We start from the raw sequence: 16,704 nt of genomic DNA on the forward strand, positions 1-16,704 counted from the left end.
CGCGACATGGTATTGTTCAAAAGATACAGCAAGAGCCGCATCCTACGCCGGTGCGGCCTTGCGTCAGACAAACGAGGCTCGACCGCAGTTGAGTTTGCGATTGTCGCGCCGCTATTCCTGATGATGATGTTCTCCACTTTTGAAGTGGGCTGGTTTTTCTTCGCCAACTCGGTGGTGGACGCGGCAGTCGGCGAAGCAGCGCGCCAGATCAAGACCGGTCAGGTCCAGCGCTGGGGCGGCGACAACCAGGACAAGCTGGATATTCTGCACGACCAGATCTGCGACGTGGTCAAGGCGTTTGGCGGATGCGAAAATAAGCTGACCATCGAGGTCAACAACTACACCTCCTTCGCCCAGCTTGGCGCCGACAACGCGCCGGCGACCTGCGCCGATGCGCCGCCGGATGAAGTTGCGGCGATCCCGTTCGAGCCAGGCGGCGAACTCGCTATTGTGCGGATTCGCATCTGTTACATTTATCGGACCATCAACCCCGCGATCGGAATCAATCTGTCGGAACCGGGCACCAATCAGCGGCGCCTGATCTCGACCATGATTTTCCGTAATGAGCCATACGAACTCAACAATCGCGAAGAGTAGGGGAAGAAGATGAAACGTTTTAAATTTCTACTCGCCAGGTGGCGCGAATGTTCAAGCGGCATCGCCGCCGTTGAATTCGCCATGCTGTTGCCGGTGATGGTCATCATCTTTTTCGGACTTTTGGAATCGTCAAACGCCATGACGGTGAACCGGAAAGTCGCGATTTCCGCCAACACCCTCGCCGACCTGACCGCACAGTCGGACTTCCTGCTGGTCAGCGATATGGATGATTTATTCGCAGGCGTCCTGACAATCGTTGAGCCGAACGACCCATCGGGAATGCAATTGCGCCTTGTCAGCGTCATCCTTGACGGCGAAGGCAACCCGGTTGTGCATTGGAGCCGCGACTATGAAGGGTCCACGCCATATGCCGCGGGTGCGGACTATACGAATCTGGATGACAATCAGGTGCTGAGCGAATTCGGTTCGCTGATCATCGTCGAGATGGTCTACACCTATGTGCCAAGCATTACGAGCCACTTCATCAATTCACCGCTGATCTTCAGCCGTCAATCCATTCGCTGGCCGCGCATCACGAACCGCGTGCAGCTTTGTCAGGACGAGAATGACTGCACAACCTGACGCGACACCCTATTACCGCGTCAGCGGCTTGTATTTAATCCGCTTTGGCACATCAGCGTCGGCTCCAAGCCGGCGCTTTTTGTCTTCCATATAGTCCTCGAAGTTTCCTTCGAACCATTCCACATGGCTGTCGCCTTCAAAGGCGAGAATATGCGTCGCGATACGGTCAAGGAACCAGCGGTCGTGGCTGATGATGACGGCGCAACCGGCGAAGTCTTCCAGCGCCCGCTCCAATTCGCGCAGCGTATCAACGTCGAGATCGTTGGTCGGTTCGTCGAGCAGGAGAAGGTTCGCCCCCTCCGTCAGCATTTTGGCGAGCTGGACCCGGTTGCGTTCACCGCCGGACAGACTGCCGACCTTTTTCTGTTGATCGCCGCCCTTGAAGTTGAACCAGCCTACATAGGCGCGTGACGGGATTTCCCGCTTGCCGAGCTGAATAACGTCGAGCCCGCCGGAAATCTCTTCCCAGACATTGTGATTGGCGTCGAGTTCTTCGCGGGACTGATCCACATAGCCCATCTTGACGGTTTCGCCGACGCGCAACGCGCCCTCATCCGGCGTGTCCTGCCCGGTCAGCATACGGAACAATGTCGTTTTACCGGCGCCGTTCGGCCCGACAACGCCGACAATGCCGCCCGGCGGCAATTTGAAGGTCAGCCCGTCAAACAGCAGCTTGTCGCCAAACCCTTTTTTGAGATTTTCGGCCTCGATGACGACGCCGCCCAAACGCGGTCCCGGCGGGATCTGGATCTGCGCCGTATTGATGTCTTCACTCGAGGCTTTGTTGAGCAATTCGTCATAGGCGTTGATGCGCGCCTTGGATTTCGCCTGGCGGGCCTTCGGGCTCGCCTTGATCCATTCCGATTCCCGGTCGAGGGATTTTTGCCGGTTGCCTTCTTCGCGCTTTTCCTGCTCGAGGCGTTTGCGCTTCTGCTCCAGCCAGGACGAGTAATTGCCTTCAAACGGAATGCCCCTGCCCCGGTCGAGTTCGAGAATCCAGCCCGTCACATTGTCGAGGAAATAGCGGTCATGGGTGACCAGAACGACAGCGCCCGGAAACTCGCGCAAGTGATGTTCAAGCCAGGCGACGGATTCCGCGTCGAGATGGTTGGTCGGTTCGTCCAGCAATAGAAGGTCGGGCTTGGACAATAGCAGGCGGGCCAGCGCCACCCGGCGCTTTTCACCGCCGGAGAGCTTTTCGACCGGCCAGTCGCCCGGCGGGCAGCGCAGCGCTTCCATCGCCATTTCGATTTTGGAATCGATGTCCCAGCCATCCGCCGCGTCGATCTCTTCCTGCAGCGCCGACATCTTCTCCATCAATTCGTCGCTGTAATTCTCGCCCAGCTCCATGGAGACCGCATTGAATGCGTCAATCTTGGCTTTGACCTCGCCGACGCCCTCCATGACGTTTTCAAAGACGTTTTTCGAGTTATCGAGCTCCGGCTCCTGCGCGAGATAGCCCACCTTGGCCCCATCGGCGGAATAGGCCTCGCCGTTAAATTCCTTGTCGACCCCGGCCATGATCTTCAACAGCGTCGATTTACCCGATCCGTTGACCCCGACGACCCCGATTTTCGCATCGGGATAGAACTGTAAGTGTATGTCTTCCAATATCTTTTTACCGCCCGTGAATTGCTTCGACAGGCCGGACATGAAGTAGATATATTGGTATTTCGACATATGGGCTTCCGGGCTCCTTGAGAGGATTATTGCGTTGCAAGAGGGGAACAGCGCCGCGTCTTATCCCCGAAATGGGGTCATTTCAACGCAAAGCAACGTTTTCGATCAGGGGCGCATCGCCTATATGGTATTGAACAAGCGGGCAAGCGCCGGACAAGTCGTTCGGAATGAATACGGGGAAACAACATTATGGCCGGTTACGTAGACAAGACTTTGGCTGGTGGTGAAGAGGTCATTCACCGGGCCAATTTCAACTGGACCTATAGTTTTTTCCCGATGATGTGGTTCGCGCTGGGCGCGGGCTCGCTCGTCTTTTTCCTGTTTATTCAGTTCGCCGCCGAGGTTCCGTTTGAGCAATTGAAGGTCGGCTGGGTGTCAGCCGGCATCGGCGCGCTCGCTGGGGCGCTGATCCTGGTCAATCACATCATCATCCTGATCACGACGGAGATCGTCGTCACCACCTATCGCTTCGTTTACAAGACCGGGCTGATCTCCCGGAACACGCAGGAAGTGAGCCTCAACAAGATCGAGGAAATCACCCTGCATCAATCCATCTGGGGCCGCTTGCTGAGCTATGGCAAGCTTGTGCTCCGGGGCACCGGCGTCGGCGTCATCACCCTGCCCGATCTCGACGACCCGATCCGCCTGCGCAAGATCATCGAAAACGCCAAGTCGGCGTTGCGCGATGATCAGCGTGACCGCAAACGCATCAATTCTGATGACGACGACTAGGCGGCGCTAATCCCTGACCGCGCTATAGGCGACCGCTTTCATGAGGTCTTCCGCGCGCGACGGCGGCATGTAAGGAGACGGCTGGGTCTGCGCGAGCAGGACGACGCCAAGATTTTCTTCCGCATTGACGAAGAAATGGGTGTCCCAATAGCCGCCCCATCCCCAATCGCCTTTCGCTGCATAGGAACCCATATAGCCAGGCTCCAGCACGACATATCCGCCCAATCCAAACGACATGCCGTTTGACTGCCATGGCGCCGGGCGCGCCGCCATGGGCGTATGGTCCTGCATCATGAGCCGCACGGTCGCCGGCGCAAGAATGCGCGCGCCATCGAGTTCACCGCCATTCAGCAGCATGCGCATGAACCGTGAATAATCATCGACATTGGAGACAAGCCCGGCGCCGCCTGACGCCACGCCGAAGGCTTCGTCATTCACCGCAGAACTGAGAGCGGCCGCGGCGCTGCGAACCATTTCGCCGGCCTCATTGAATTCGACGACCGTCGCAAGGCCTTCAAAGTCGCTTTCATCCAGGAAGAATTCCGTGCGGGTCATGCCAAGCGGCGTGAAGATGTTGTCGGTCAGATAGCGCTCAAGCGAGACGCCGCTCGCCGCTTCCACCACGCGGCCCAACACGTCCGTCGAGAAGCTGTAGCTCCAGACCTTGCCCGGATCGTTATAGAGCGGCAGGGCGGCGATAAGGTTGATGCGCTCTTCAAGCGTGCCCTCCGTAATCAGCAGGTTCGCTTCAAGATAGGCCTTGTCGAGATCCGATCCGGCGGAAAAAACATAGCCGATACCTGACATATGGGTCAGCAGATCGTGAATGGTGATCTCGCGCGCAGCGGGCCGCGTTTCGAATGTGCCGTCTTCTTTGCGGCTTTGATCGACAATGACTTGCGGGTCGCCATAGGCGGGAATGAAACGCGACACCGGATCGTTGAGCCGGATCACGCCGCGATCGACGAGCTGCATCGCGGCGACCGAAACGATAGGTTTGGTCATGCTCGCCATGCGGAACCGCGTATCGGTTGTCATGGCGGCGGCGCCTTCGGGTCCGGCATTGCCAAAAGCTTTTTTGTACGCAACGCCGTCGCGCGTCATGACCGCCGCGACGAACCCCGCGCGAATGCCCGCATCGACTTCCGACTGAAGGATGGTGTCGATCCGCTCCAGCTCTGACGTGGAGATCGCCTCACGCTCAATGACCGGCTTTGGCGCAGAGCGGGCGATTTCCTGAGAGCAGGCGCCAAGCGCGACAGCGCCAGCCAGCGCAAGAAATAACGCCTGAACGGGTTTTGTGGTTTTCAAATCAGTCATGGGCCCCTCCGCAATTTTTTTGTGCCGCCATGTTGGCCCCGTTAGCCTCGCCGCTGCAAGACCGCCTGACGAACTATCGGCACATAGAGGGAACGCAAAGGCGCCGAAACTGCGCAATGGAATGTGCTGGCTAGGCTAGCCCATGTGGGGCTACCGGCGTTATCGACGCGATCCTAGCTGAATGAGGCCGCCATGATGGCTTCGAGATTTTCGCGGTCGACCTCGTCGAACATCGCCTTTTTATCGCTGTCCACATCGAACACCGCGATCAGGGCGCCAGCAGCGTCAAGGACCGGCACGACGATTTCCGATTCCGAGCGCGCGTCGCAGGCAATATGCCCCGGAAAGGCGTGCACATCCTGCACCAGTTGCGTTTCGCGGGTGGCCGCAGCCGCACCGCAAACGCCCCTGCCGAAAGCGATGCGCAAACAGCCCATAGACCCTTGATAGGGGCCGATCACCAACTCGTCAGGCTTTTGCGGATCGACCATGTAAAACCCGGTCCAGAAATAGTGATCAAAGGCATGGTGGAGAAGGTTTGACACCGTGGCCATCCGCGCAACGAGATTCGTCTCGCCCTCGATGACGGCGGCGATTTCCTTTGCGACCTCGCTATAGCGGCTTTGTTTGAATTCTGCGCTCATGTTTTATACTTCTGGCGAAGCAATAAGAATTGCAAGGCCGAGAACGGTCACAAGCGCGCCAGCCATGACCGGCAGGCTGACCCAGCCGGACCCGGCGAGACCTTCAAGTATGATCACATAGCTCGGCGTCAACAGCATATAGGCGTTCGCTTTCGCCGCCGGAATTCGAAGCAGCGCGAATTGCAGCAGAAAATATGCGCCTGCCGTCGTGGCTGTTCCCAAATAGACAATGCAGAGCCAGACGATTGGCGGCAAATGCGCCCAATCCGTCGAAAGAAGCGCCGGCGCGCCGAATACTAAAAGACAAAGCCCGGCGCCGACCGCAGACCAGAATGAAAATACAATCGTCGACTCGCCACGATTGAACCGCTTGACCAGCGGATTGTGGAGCGCATGGGCGATAACCGCGACGAAAAAAATCAACTCGCCCTTGCCGATCGCAAAGGACAAGATCGCATTGATGTCGCCGCGAAAGATCACCCAGACCGAGCCGAGCGCCGCCAGCGTAAGACTGCCGAGAACGGTGACGCCCGCTTTCTGGCGCAGAATGAAATAACTCAATATCGCCGTCATCAGCGGCATGAGCGTCAACACCGCGCCGGTTGAAATGGAACTCGTCAGGCGCAGGGCGACAAACATCAAGATGAAGTAGAACGCCATCAGGCCGCCGAGGATCGGAAACCGCCAGACCGCCTTTGGCTTCCAGATATCCGGCCGCGCCGGCGCTGGCGTGAACATGACAGCAAGTGCGCCCATGACGGGGATGGCGATCATATAGCGGACAGCATTCAGCGCGGCCGGATCGATATGCGGCGCGGCGCGCTTGCCAATGAAAAATGAAGCGGAAATCAGGAGCGCGTAGAGCGCAACGGCGAGATGGCCCTGCACTCTGGGGCTGATCGCAAATTTCGCATTCGATGAGGCGACGCTCATGCGCCAATCCGGAAATGAAGACGGCACGGGCCGATGATGATTTCCACGGCGTCGCCGCGGCTCACCGGGCCGACGCCTTCGGGCGTGCCGGTGAAAACAAGATCCCCGGCGCGCAATTCGAATTGCTGCGACAGCGCGACGAGGATGTCTTCTACCGACCAGATCATATTGGCCAGCGGCGCGTCCTGGCGCGTCTCGCCATTGACGATGGTCTTGAGATTGGCCCCCGCAAGATCAACCTCGCCAGCGGGCGTTATTTCGCCAAGCGGCGCGGACTGGTCGAACGCTTTGGCGGTGTCCCATGGCGCGCCGGCCTTCTTCGCCCTCGCCTGATGGTCACGGCGGGTCAAATCGCAGCCCGCCGCATAGCCGTAAATCGCAGCGCGCGCCGCAGGCCCATCGAGATTCTGTCCGCCAGATTTCAGCGCGACAACCAGCTCGCCTTCAAAATGCAGGTCATCCGTCGCCTGAGCATAGGCAACCACGGCGCCATCGGGAACGACGGCGTCTGCGGGCTTGGTGAAGAAGACCGGCGGATCGGCCTTCGGATCTCCGCCCATTTCGCGCACATGATCTGCGTAATTTCTGCCGATGCAGAAAATCCGCCGGACCGGAAACAGGCCGCCGCCCGCGACTTTTACGGAAGGTTGCTCAGGAGGATCGATGACATAATTCATGGGAAAACCGTAAATCAGGGGTGAAGCATCGCCATGCCCACAGCGATCAGCGTTACGCCCAGCGCGGAACCGGCGAGCGGCACAATGAACCAGAACGCCCGGGACATCAGAACGTAAGACGCGCCGAAGCCGACAATGGCGACGCGAACCACGACATCGCTAAGGATATCCGGCCGGACCAGGGCGCAATAGAGCACCGTCAAGGCGTAGAACATCACGCCGACGCTGTGGCTGAAATGAAAGCCGAGATAGGACAGCCAGAAATTCTTGACGTCCTTGCGAAAACTGATCCGCGTCGCCTGCAATTCGAGGAGCAGCTCCTTGTTGGCCGGCGTAAAGTATCTTGGATTTTTAAGGTCCGCCGCCGTCATTCGCAAATGCAGGGCGCCGAGCAGCAGGAACAGAAACGCACCCGTCGCGGTGAGCCATTGCGCTGTCATAAAAGAACCCTCCTCCCGTTTCCGGAAGGAGGGTAAGCTGTTTCTCCGCCGTCACAAACGCCCGATGGCGGCGGGCGCGTCAATCAGTAGCGGATCGTCAGGTAGCCGCCAAAGATGCGCGGTGCGCCGGCGATGAAGGTCGGAATGCCGAACCCGTCGCCCGTATTCCCGGCGTCGATGATGTATTCCTTGTCGAACAGATTCTCGACAAAGACTTCGGCGCTCCAGCGATCATCTTCGGAGTCAAAGCGCAGGCGCATATCGAAAATGCCGTAGGCGTCCTGGAACTCATCCTGGAAGAAATCGATCGGCTGAAGCGGCGCCGAGCCGGCGGGAATGCGCGGGTTGAATTGTAGGTCGTTATTATCGTCGAAGAAAATCTTCGAGCGATAAACATAGGACGGCGTCAATGCGAATGTCCCATAGGCCGTTTCCGCCCAGAACGTGCCGCCCACGGAAAAGGAATGATCCGGGCTCAAGCGGAACTGGTTGCCGGCAAAGGCTTGCGGCGCGCCGTCCTCGCCCACATCATCGAAGCGCGACTTGTTGTAGGAATATGTGCCGAACAGCCGCGCCCACTCGGTCGGTTGCAGGACAATCGCCGTCTCCGCGCCAATCGCGTCGGCGCTGCCCGCATTGATCGTCTCGAACATGCCCGCGCCGGTCACGATTGAAGACTGGAAATTCGTGTAGGCGTAGTAATACCCGGAGGCGTCGACGGAAAGCGCCCCATCAAAGAGACGCGCTTTCAAGCCGCCTTCATAGGAGTCGACGGTCTCAGCCGGCAGGGTGACGAATTCATCCACATTCACGCCGAGGCTCGCCGTGTCGTTATTGAATTCCAGCACATCCGGGCGGCGGCCGCGGCCATAGTTGAAGTAGACATTCAGTTCATCGCTGACTTCGTAACTGGCGACTGCGCGCCAGGTGAAGCCGTCGAAATCGCCGTCCACATAGACTGTATCAAAATTGTTGAACGCCGAGGCGCCGATGAACAGCCCTGCCCCGGTGAGCGCGCTCGGCCCGTTCAGGAGGCCCGCATTATAGCCGATGCGCTTGTCTTCCGACGAATAGCGCGCGCCGAAAATCAGCTCGAGCCGATCCGTGGGGCGTAAGGTGACATCCGCAAAGAGTTCGACCGCATCCGTCTCGCCGAAATTCGAAAACTGCTCCGCGTGAATTGGCTTTAACGGGCTCAAGAAAAGCGGCGATGAGGGATCTGCGTTAAAGTCAGGGAAAAGTCCGATCGGCAGGGTCGGCTGCGGCGCGCCGGGCACGTCGGTGAACAAGAACCCGCCAAGCAGCGCCTGCACGGCGCGTTCATCGAATTGCAGCGGCACTTTCTGCTCGCCATTTTCACTGAAGTAAGATGCGCCGAAAAAGCCGCTGACAAGGCCGCCATCATCATAGTGCACCCGGACTTCCTGGCTGAATTGGTCGCCCGTTGCATCTTCGGCGAAAACGAAGAGCGGCGTTGCAAAGCCATCCGGGTCAAACACTTCAACAGAGTCGAATGTTCTGTAGCCGGTCACGGAATTGATCGTCACCGCATCAGACACCGCCCAGTCGATGAGGCTGGTGAAGCCCCACACCTGACGCTCCACCCCAAGCTCTTCGCCGTGCAGGAAGTCGCCAAAGGTATTAAGCTCAGCCGGCGCCCAGGGCGCGATGTCGCCGCCGGATGGAATGAACGTGCCGGACTTGAAGGATGTGCCGCTATTGTTGTCGTTCTGGAAATTGAAAATCACGTCGGCGCGCAGGGTTTCGGTGGGATCAAACCGCAATGCAGCGCGCACCGCCGCAAGTTCAAAGCCGTTGAAGTCAGCGCCGCCGGCGGCGTTTTCGACATAGCCGTCGCGCTTTTTATAGCGAAAGGAACCGCGAAACGCCGCGAGATCCTGGGCCAGCGGAATGTTCACATAGCCGTCGACAAGCTGATAATCGAGATTGCCGTAGCCGCCGCGAATTTCCGCAGCGAGCTCATAAGTCGGCTTGTTCTGAATGATATTGATGGCGCCAATCAGCGCCGACCGTCCGAACAGGGTCGATTGCGGGCCTTTCGCGACTTCGACGGAGGAATCGAACAATTCCACAAAGGAACCGCGCGACCGCGAGATCGACACGCCATCCTGAAACACCGAAACGCGCGGTTCGATATTCGCCGCGCCGGAGTCCGAGGTGATGCCGCGAATGACGAAGCCGGGGTTGTTCGGGCTCTGCTCCTGCACTTCAAGGCCCGGAACGAAGTCAGCCAGATCGTCGAATTGCTGAACGCCGAGGCGCTTTAGCTGCTCTTCGCTATAGGCCGTGACCGCGATCGGCACATCCTGCACCGACTGCTCGCGCTTTTGCGTATAGACGACGATTTCATCGCGGATCGGGTCATCATTGGTTTGGGCGTTCGCCCCTGTGATGAGGGCGGCGATGGCGGCAGAGCAAAGGAACACGCGGTGCATAATGGAAAAGTCCCCAGAACAAATGTTGCAATGCGGCATTCCCTAGGGGTGAATTGAAACGGCTGCGTGACAGAACTGTTGCGCTTTGATGAAGGCGCACATGCATGAGCAGGAACCGGCGCAGTGTGGCGCCAGAACCATATCAAAAGCGGTTCATATTATTTTTCGGAACTGAGATCCGCCTCGTCGATGGTCCGCCGCGCGGTTTCGCCGTCCGGTTTTCCAACGGTCATTTTATGCGCCGCGCCATCGGGCAAGGATTTGATATAGACATCCTGCTGCGGGAACGGAATTTCCACGCCCGCTTCGGCGAACGCCTTGAAGATGGCGAAACGCAAATCAGTGCGCACCAATATCCCTTTCGAAATATCGTTCAGGAATGCGCGAAGTTCGAAATCGAGTGAGGAGGCGCCGAAATCGGTCCAGGTTACAAAGGGTTCGGGATAGGCGACGATCAGCGGATGATCGGCGGCGCATTTCAAAAGAATGTCGCGCACCTGGTCCGGATCGGAATGATAGGCCACGCCGACCGTCACGCGAATGCGTCCGATCTTGTCCTTGTGCGTCCAGTTGGTGACCGTCGAGGAAATCAGCTCCGAATTCGGCACAATGATGGAGGACCGGTCAAAGGTCTCGATCTCCGTCGAGCGGACGCTGATTTTTTTGACCGTGCCTTCGCCGGAGGTCGTCACGATCCAGTCGCCAACTTTGATCGGCCGCTCAAACAAAAGGATGAGCCCTGAAACGAAATTATTGACTATGGATTGCAGGCCGAAACCGATGCCGACGGAAAGCGCGCCCGCGATCAGCGCCAGATTGCCGAGGTCAAAGCCGAGTGCGGAGATCGATGCGAACAGCGCGATGATCAGGCCCGCATAGCCGAGCAGCGTGATCAGCGAGTTTTGAACGCCGATATCGGCGCTGGAATGGGCCAGCGGCCCGCGCTGCATGCCGCCCTGCACCAGCTTCGTGGCGCCCATGATGAAGACAAAAACCACAACCGCAGACACCAGCTTCGCCAGCGAAGGAATATGCACGCCGCCAATATTGAAGCCGAACAGCGCCTGCCCGGCGAGATCGCGCACCGTGGTGACGGGAACGCCGAACAATACCAGGACCGCCGGCAGGATCATGATCGCCAGACACAGATTGATCACCAGCCGCGACCAGAAGCGGAAATTGTCGGACTCTGTTTCGTTTTCCTCCGCGCCCTCGCCGCTCAGGGTGGCGCGAAAACGCAGCGCGAATTCCGCCAGCATGGCGCGCAACAGCCAGACGACCCCGAAAACCAGGGTCAGGAACACCACCCGCGTCGCGACGAAATCCGCTAACAGGCCGTAGCCCGCCAAGGCGGCAACAATGATCGCGCCCCCGACAACGCGCCCGCACCGGCGGAAAATGCGCCAGCCCGCGCCCGCTTGCGCATTGTCATCGACGCGCCATAAGCGGCTGCGGCAAAGCGCGATGATCGCCGCGCCGATGGCGATGGCGCCAAGCGATTGCACAAGGCTGATCAGTGCGGCGTCCGCCTTGGCGGCGACGCCGATCGCGGTGAGCAGCATCTTCAGTGAAAATACAATTGCGATCGCCATGGCGATCCGGCTCACCGCCCGGCCGCGCCCGGCGTCAATCGGCGCGATCCGCCATTGCGGCGAGGAAGGGGCGAAAAACCCTGTGGTGAATCCGGAAACCAGAAGGATGGAGAGAATGCCGATCCAGAACGCCCGGGCCGCCGTTTCACCCTGATCGGTCAGCACGCCTTGGGCGCGCAGGGTTTCGATAATGATCAGGCCGCCGAGAATGCCGGGCGCCGTGCGCGCCGCCATTTTCAACCCCGCCGCGACGACGCGCCGTGAGGCATTGGGTTTGCGTTTTTCAAGCTCCGCCGAAAAGGTCTTGGCGACCCAGCGATTCACCGGACCGAAAATCAGCAAGGACAGAACAAGCGCCGCCAATATGATGATCAGCGTGCGGCTGAGAGAACCATCGCTGCTGCGTTTGTCGCCCCAGCCGGAAAAATATTTGCCAATCCGGCCCGATACCGCGCCCGCAGACGCGCTTGCCGCCCGCCACTGCGCCGGATCAAGCGGCGTCGCCCCGCGCTCGCCGAGCGAGCGATAAAGCGCGCCCAATTGCGCGCCGGATAATTTCGTCAGCAATTCGCCGGCTTCGTAGATATTGGCGAGAACTCTGGTTCTCACGCCGGTAAGCCGCGCCAGTTCCGTTGTGAACTGTTCGCGCTGCTCGGCCACGAGCAAACTCTCCGCGGCAGCGTTTGAATCCGGCGCCGGACCGAGCAACTCCAACTGACCGCGCACGCCCTCAAGCTTGCGCTCCACGCTGGCGAGGCGCTGCCTGCTTTCATTTCTCAATGCACGAAGCTGGTCCGCGTATTCGGTTGGCGAGGCGACCTCGCCATCATTGATGGCGTTGCGGATTTCCGCGATGACGGCGCTTGCCTGCTCTATCTCGGCGGCTTGCGGGTCTTGCGCCAGCGCGCCGGACGCAATGCAGAACGACAAGATCAGCGCGCATAGAGGCGCCAGCCTCAAGCGCCACGCGGCCGTCAGAGCCATTTCATTATCCTGAATACAATCAGCAAACATGCAGCGATGAGCCCGCATCCCAAAGCGACAATCCAGAATGCAGCAGGCGCATCGACGCCGGGCATGCCGCCCACATTGATGCCGAAAAGGCCGGTGAGAAAACCAAGCGGCAGAAAGATCGCCGCAACGATGGAAAGCACCATCATATTGCGATTCATTTCCTCTGCGCGCTGGTCGGTCAACTGGTCCTGCAACACCATGGCGCGCTCGCGCGCCGCATCGATGTCTTCCGTCATGCGCGTGACGCGGTCGGCGACTTCGCGCAGCTCGATCTTCGCCGTGTGGTCGAAGATGTGTGAATCATCGCTCGCCAGACGATTGAGCGCATCGCGCTGGGGCGCAATGAAGCGGCGGAAATGCACGGCGGACTGCCGCGTGTCGGCGAGCTTCGCCCGCAGACCCTGCCCGCCGCCATCAAGAATTTCCGCTTCGAGATCGTCGACGCTTTCTTCGACCTCAAGCACATAGGGTTCCGCGCGATCCGTCAGCTTTCCAGCAAGCCGCGCCACCAGTTCGCCGGAATTTCCAATCACTGCGCCATTGTTGATGTCGGCGCGCACATCCTGCGCGGCCTTCAACCGCCGCCGGCGCGTCGTCACCAGCTTCTTATCCGAAAGCCAGATGCGGATTGACACCATGTCCTCAGGCTCGGCGCCTTCGTTCAAATTGACGCCGCGCAAATTCACCACCAGCCCCTTGTCGAATGCCGTGACGCGCGGTCGCGTTTCACCGGCGACAAGCGCGGAAGCGGCGGCGTAAGGAATGTCGTGTTGCTTGCGGATCCATTCGCGCGCCTCGACATTCAGCATGTTGAGATGCAGCCAGATGAAATCATAGTCATCCAGTTTGCTGGCGACGTCTTCCCAGCGCATTTCCGTGCCGACGCCATTCTTGAACCCGAAACCGAACACAAAGGGCGGTCCGCTGTCGGTTTCGCCCCGGTCAGTCTGAATTGGCGTGTCGGACATATGTTATTCTTTGGCTGGCTTGCGAATCTTAGAGGATTTTCTGGCCGGTTTTCGCCCAGTCATCAAGAAAGGCCTGCAGGCCCTTATCCGTCAGCGGGTGCTTGACCAATGCCTTCAGCACAGATGGCGGCGCCGTCGCCACATCGGAACCGGCAAGCGCCGCGTCCTTCACATGATTTGGCGAACGGATCGATGCGGCCAGAATTTCCGTACGGAAATCATAATTGTCATAGATGACGCGAATTTCGCGGATCAGTTCCATCCCATCAATGTTGATGTCGTCAAGCCGGCCAATAAAGGGCGAAATGAAGCTCGCGCCCGCCTTTGCCGCAAGCAAGGCCTGGTTGGCGGAGAAACACAGCGTCACATTGGTCTTGATGCCTTCGCTGGTCAGCGCCTTGCAGGCGATCAGCCCGTCCAGGGTCAGCGGCAGCTTCACCACCACATTATCGGCGATTTTGGCGAGAGACTTGCCTTCCGCGATCATTGCGGCGGATTCGGTCGCTGTGACCTCCGCGCTCACCGGACCGGGCACAAGCGCGCAGATTTCGGCGGTCACCTCGCGAATATCGCGCCCGGACTTCATGATGAGGCTGGGATTGGTCGTCACCCCGTCCACCATGCCCGTGGGCAGGAGGTCGCGGATTTCGGCGATTTCGGCGGTATCGACAAAGAACTTCATCAGAAAGCTTTCATTTCATTGGTGGTTTAGGGGTGGTTTGGGGCTCGCGAAGGCCCTTTTAGACCGGTTGCATCGGGGAAGCGATAGCGGCCCGCCAGATCGCCGGAAAGTACAGTTTTTCTAATATGTTAAGCAGCAAAAGGGGGCTCCTCTCACCTTGGCGAGAGCCGGGAGCGGAAAGGGCTTGTTTTCCGCTCCGGAGGTTGGGATATGGGTTCGGAGATCGCGCGTCGCCTGCCTATAATGGCACGGCGCGCGCCTGTTTTTACTGGCGGTTTCGCCCCGATGGCGCAGCCGCCGCCTTACGAGTTCGTTTATATGACCAAAATATCACCGGAAAATCTCTCCGTCGTCGTGCGCTTCGCTGGCGATTCTGGCGACGGGGTACAGTTGCTCGGCTCGCAATTTGCGGAATCGACCGCCCTTGCCGGCGCTGATTTCTCGACCTTCCCCGATTTCCCGGCGGAGATTCGCGCGCCCGTGGGCACGACCTTTGGCGTCTCGGCGTTTCAGATCAATCTCGGCGCGCGCCGCATTTCGACGGCTGGCGATCAGCCGGATGTGCTGGTGGCGCTCAATCCGGCTGCGCTGAAGGTCAATCTGCCGCTCCTGCAAAAAGGCGCGCTGATTATTCTGAACACAGACGCTTTCAACGACCGTAATTTCGCCAAGGCGCATATCGCCGCCGATCCGCGCAAGACTGGCGAGCTTGATGACTTCCAGGTCATCGAGATCGGCATCTCCACCCAGACGCTGGAAGCGGTGAAGCCGCACGGGCTGTCGAAAAGCGATGCGGAGCAGTGCAAGAACTTCTGGGCGCTGGGCGCGATTTTGTGGATGTTCGGCCGCGACCGCCAGCCGATCATCGACTGGGCGCATAAAAAGTTTGCGAAAAAGCCTGCGGAAATCCTCACCGGCAACCTCGCCGCGCTGGACGCCGGTCACGCCTATGCGGAGACCGCCGAGCTGTCGGCCGAGATTCCACAATTCGTCATCGGCGAAGCGCCGATGGAAGCGGGCGTCTATCGCTCGATCACCGGCGCTGAAGCCATCTCGCTCGGCCTCGCCGCCGCCGGCGAACTTGCGGACCGCCAGATCGTTTTCTGCGGTTATCCGATTACACCCGCCTCTTCCATTCTGCATCACCTGTCGCGCATGGCCGATCTCGGCGTTGCGACCTTTCAGGCCGAAGACGAAATCGCTGCCTGCTGCGCCGCCATCGGCGCCTCTTTCGGCGGCGCGATCGGCGTCACGTCTTCGTCCGGGCCGGGCATCGCCTTGAAGACAGAAGCGATTGGTCTCGGCATGGCGACGGAACTGCCGCTGGTCATCGTCAATTCCCAGCGCGGCGGCCCCTCCACCGGCCTGCCCACCAAAACCGAGCAATCCGACCTTTATCAGGCCGTGTACGGACGGAACGCCGACGCGCCCCTGCCCGTCATCGCCTCTTCGTCACCCGGCGATTGCTTCGATGCGGCGATTGAAGCGACGCGGGTCGCCGTCCGCCACATGACCCCGGTGTTCCTGTTGACCGATGGCTATATCGCCAATGCTGCGGGCCCATGGGCACTGCCTGACATGGATGACTATGAGCCGATCAAGGCCAATCCCGCGCCGAAGCCGCCTGCATCAGGCGAGTCGGAAGATCTGAAAAAAGCGATCTGGAAACGCGACGAGAAATCTTTAGGCCGTCCATGGGTCGCACCGGGCATGGAAGGTCTTGCGCACCGGATCGGCGGTCTCGAAAAAGATATCGAGACAGGCGACATTTCCTATGACGCCGCGAACCACCAGGCGATGGGCGAATTGCGCGCGAATAAAGTCGCGTCGATTGCAAACTACATTCCCGATCAGGAAATCGAGCAAGGTCCGGCGAAAGGCCGTCTGGTCGTTGTCGGCTGGGGCTCGACCCATGGCGCAATCTGGCGCGCGGTCAATCAGGCGAATGAACAGGGCCTCGACGTCGCACAGGTGCATCTGCGCTGGATGAACCCGCTGCCGAAAAACCTCAAAGCCCTGCTGTCGAATTTCGACACTATCTTGCTGCCGGAAATGAATTTCGGTCAGTGCGCAACGCTATTGCGCGACAAGCTGGAACTCGACGTCGTTCCGCTGAATAAAGTCTCTGGCCAGCCTTTCAAGATTGTCGAGATTCTTAACGCGATCCGGGAGAACATTCCCGGCGCAAAACAGGCGGCGGAATAAGGGGGTATGCAATGACTGATAGCATAGCGTGGTTTTTCGCTGCTGTAGCATTGGCTCAGGGGGGAGAGCCGCAAATTCAGGATGTATGCATCAATCAGAAAACGCTTAGCGGCTGTTGTAGTGGTCGCCTGGGTATAAAGGGGATAACGCGAGACGGCGTTTTATGCGAGACAAACGAATAC

The 16,704-nt window shown here is 59.1% G+C and carries 14 protein-coding genes; 4 read left to right on the top strand and 10 right to left on the bottom strand.

From position 1 onward, the window contains the following. Positions 1-6 precede the first annotated feature (6 nt). Positions 7-597, top strand: a complete 591-nt coding sequence (locus AC0L8G_RS12660) for a TadE/TadG family type IV pilus assembly protein (RefSeq protein WP_473384546.1) — start codon at positions 7-9, stop codon at positions 595-597. A gap of 9 nt (positions 598-606) precedes the next feature. Next, positions 607-1,179, top strand: a complete 573-nt coding sequence (locus AC0L8G_RS12665) for a TadE/TadG family type IV pilus assembly protein (protein ID WP_473384547.1) — start codon at positions 607-609, stop codon at positions 1,177-1,179. A 12-nt stretch (positions 1,180-1,191) separates the two neighbouring features. Here the strand turns inward: AC0L8G_RS12665 and ettA are convergent, their stop codons facing one another. Beyond that, positions 1,192-2,859: an energy-dependent translational throttle protein EttA gene (gene ettA, locus AC0L8G_RS12670; RefSeq protein WP_473384548.1), complete on the bottom strand. Its 1,668-nt coding sequence runs from the start codon at positions 2,857-2,859 to the stop codon at positions 1,192-1,194. Between the two features lie 189 nt (positions 2,860-3,048). Here ettA and AC0L8G_RS12675 point away from each other — a divergent pair, with 189 nt between their 5' ends. Continuing rightward, the gene (locus AC0L8G_RS12675; protein ID WP_473384549.1) at positions 3,049-3,591 is read left to right on the top strand and encodes a PH domain-containing protein; all 543 of its coding nucleotides are present in this window, start codon (positions 3,049-3,051) and stop codon (positions 3,589-3,591) included. Between the two features lie 6 nt (positions 3,592-3,597). Here AC0L8G_RS12675 and AC0L8G_RS12680 read toward each other — a convergent pair whose 3' ends face one another. The 9 genes from AC0L8G_RS12680 to fsa form a co-directional block, all read right to left on the bottom strand. Next, positions 3,598-4,911, bottom strand: coding sequence for a serine hydrolase domain-containing protein (locus AC0L8G_RS12680; protein WP_473384550.1), 1,314 nt, complete (start codon positions 4,909-4,911; stop codon positions 3,598-3,600). Between the two features lie 173 nt (positions 4,912-5,084). Further along, positions 5,085-5,555, bottom strand: coding sequence for a GAF domain-containing protein (locus tag AC0L8G_RS12685; RefSeq protein ID WP_473384551.1), 471 nt, complete (start codon positions 5,553-5,555; stop codon positions 5,085-5,087). A gap of 3 nt (positions 5,556-5,558) precedes the next feature. Further along, positions 5,559-6,488: a DMT family transporter gene (locus tag AC0L8G_RS12690; RefSeq protein WP_473384552.1), complete on the bottom strand. Its 930-nt coding sequence runs from the start codon at positions 6,486-6,488 to the stop codon at positions 5,559-5,561. Further along, a complete protein-coding gene (locus tag AC0L8G_RS12695; RefSeq protein WP_473384553.1) occupies positions 6,485-7,165 on the bottom strand; it encodes a fumarylacetoacetate hydrolase family protein in 681 nt (226 codons plus the stop codon). The genes AC0L8G_RS12690 and AC0L8G_RS12695 overlap by 4 nt, the downstream gene beginning before the upstream one ends. A gap of 14 nt (positions 7,166-7,179) precedes the next feature. Next, complete coding sequence (locus AC0L8G_RS12700) at positions 7,180-7,605, bottom strand: LIC_13387 family protein (protein WP_473384554.1); 426 nt, start codon at positions 7,603-7,605, stop codon at positions 7,180-7,182. A gap of 83 nt (positions 7,606-7,688) precedes the next feature. After that, positions 7,689-10,061, bottom strand: coding sequence for a TonB-dependent receptor (locus AC0L8G_RS12705; RefSeq protein ID WP_473384555.1), 2,373 nt, complete (start codon positions 10,059-10,061; stop codon positions 7,689-7,691). A 158-nt stretch (positions 10,062-10,219) separates the two neighbouring features. Next, positions 10,220-12,637: a mechanosensitive ion channel domain-containing protein gene (locus AC0L8G_RS12710; RefSeq protein ID WP_473384556.1), complete on the bottom strand. Its 2,418-nt coding sequence runs from the start codon at positions 12,635-12,637 to the stop codon at positions 10,220-10,222. Then, a complete protein-coding gene (locus AC0L8G_RS12715; RefSeq protein WP_473384557.1) occupies positions 12,628-13,635 on the bottom strand; it encodes a zinc transporter ZntB in 1,008 nt (335 codons plus the stop codon). Before AC0L8G_RS12715 ends, AC0L8G_RS12710 begins: the two co-directional genes overlap by 10 nt. Before the next feature lie 28 nt (positions 13,636-13,663). Further along, positions 13,664-14,317, bottom strand: a complete 654-nt coding sequence (gene fsa, locus AC0L8G_RS12720) for a fructose-6-phosphate aldolase (RefSeq protein WP_473384558.1) — start codon at positions 14,315-14,317, stop codon at positions 13,664-13,666. A gap of 318 nt (positions 14,318-14,635) precedes the next feature. Here fsa and AC0L8G_RS12725 point away from each other — a divergent pair, with 318 nt between their 5' ends. Further along, on the top strand, positions 14,636-16,522 hold the full coding sequence (locus tag AC0L8G_RS12725; RefSeq protein ID WP_473384559.1) for a 2-oxoacid:acceptor oxidoreductase subunit alpha: 1,887 nt from the start codon (positions 14,636-14,638) through the stop codon (positions 16,520-16,522). Positions 16,523-16,704: the final 182 nt, after the last annotated feature.

Source organism: Hyphococcus sp. D3-15 (assembly GCF_055809375.1).

What these genes read in the sequence shown, in the direction of transcription:
- AC0L8G_RS12700 (WP_473384554.1), bottom strand. Translation starts at nt 7,605, where the DNA reads ATGACAGCGCAATGGCTCACCGCGACGGGTGCGTTTCTGTTCCTGCTG.
- AC0L8G_RS12690 (WP_473384552.1), bottom strand. Translation starts at nt 6,488, where the DNA reads ATGAGCGTCGCCTCATCGAATGCGAAATTTGCGATCAGCCCCAGAGTG.
- fsa (WP_473384558.1), bottom strand. Translation starts at nt 14,317, where the DNA reads ATGAAGTTCTTTGTCGATACCGCCGAAATCGCCGAAATCCGCGACCTC.
- AC0L8G_RS12680 (WP_473384550.1), bottom strand. Translation starts at nt 4,911, where the DNA reads ATGACTGATTTGAAAACCACAAAACCCGTTCAGGCGTTATTTCTTGCG.
- AC0L8G_RS12665 (WP_473384547.1), top strand. Translation starts at nt 607, where the DNA reads ATGAAACGTTTTAAATTTCTACTCGCCAGGTGGCGCGAATGTTCAAGC.
- ettA (WP_473384548.1), bottom strand. Translation starts at nt 2,859, where the DNA reads ATGTCGAAATACCAATATATCTACTTCATGTCCGGCCTGTCGAAGCAA.
- AC0L8G_RS12695 (WP_473384553.1), bottom strand. Translation starts at nt 7,165, where the DNA reads ATGAATTATGTCATCGATCCTCCTGAGCAACCTTCCGTAAAAGTCGCG.
- AC0L8G_RS12675 (WP_473384549.1), top strand. Translation starts at nt 3,049, where the DNA reads ATGGCCGGTTACGTAGACAAGACTTTGGCTGGTGGTGAAGAGGTCATT.
- AC0L8G_RS12660 (WP_473384546.1), top strand. Translation starts at nt 7, where the DNA reads ATGGTATTGTTCAAAAGATACAGCAAGAGCCGCATCCTACGCCGGTGC.
- AC0L8G_RS12710 (WP_473384556.1), bottom strand. Translation starts at nt 12,637, where the DNA reads ATGGCTCTGACGGCCGCGTGGCGCTTGAGGCTGGCGCCTCTATGCGCG.
- AC0L8G_RS12705 (WP_473384555.1), bottom strand. Translation starts at nt 10,061, where the DNA reads ATGCACCGCGTGTTCCTTTGCTCTGCCGCCATCGCCGCCCTCATCACA.
- AC0L8G_RS12685 (WP_473384551.1), bottom strand. Translation starts at nt 5,555, where the DNA reads ATGAGCGCAGAATTCAAACAAAGCCGCTATAGCGAGGTCGCAAAGGAA.
- AC0L8G_RS12725 (WP_473384559.1), top strand. Translation starts at nt 14,636, where the DNA reads ATGACCAAAATATCACCGGAAAATCTCTCCGTCGTCGTGCGCTTCGCT.
- AC0L8G_RS12715 (WP_473384557.1), bottom strand. Translation starts at nt 13,635, where the DNA reads ATGTCCGACACGCCAATTCAGACTGACCGGGGCGAAACCGACAGCGGA.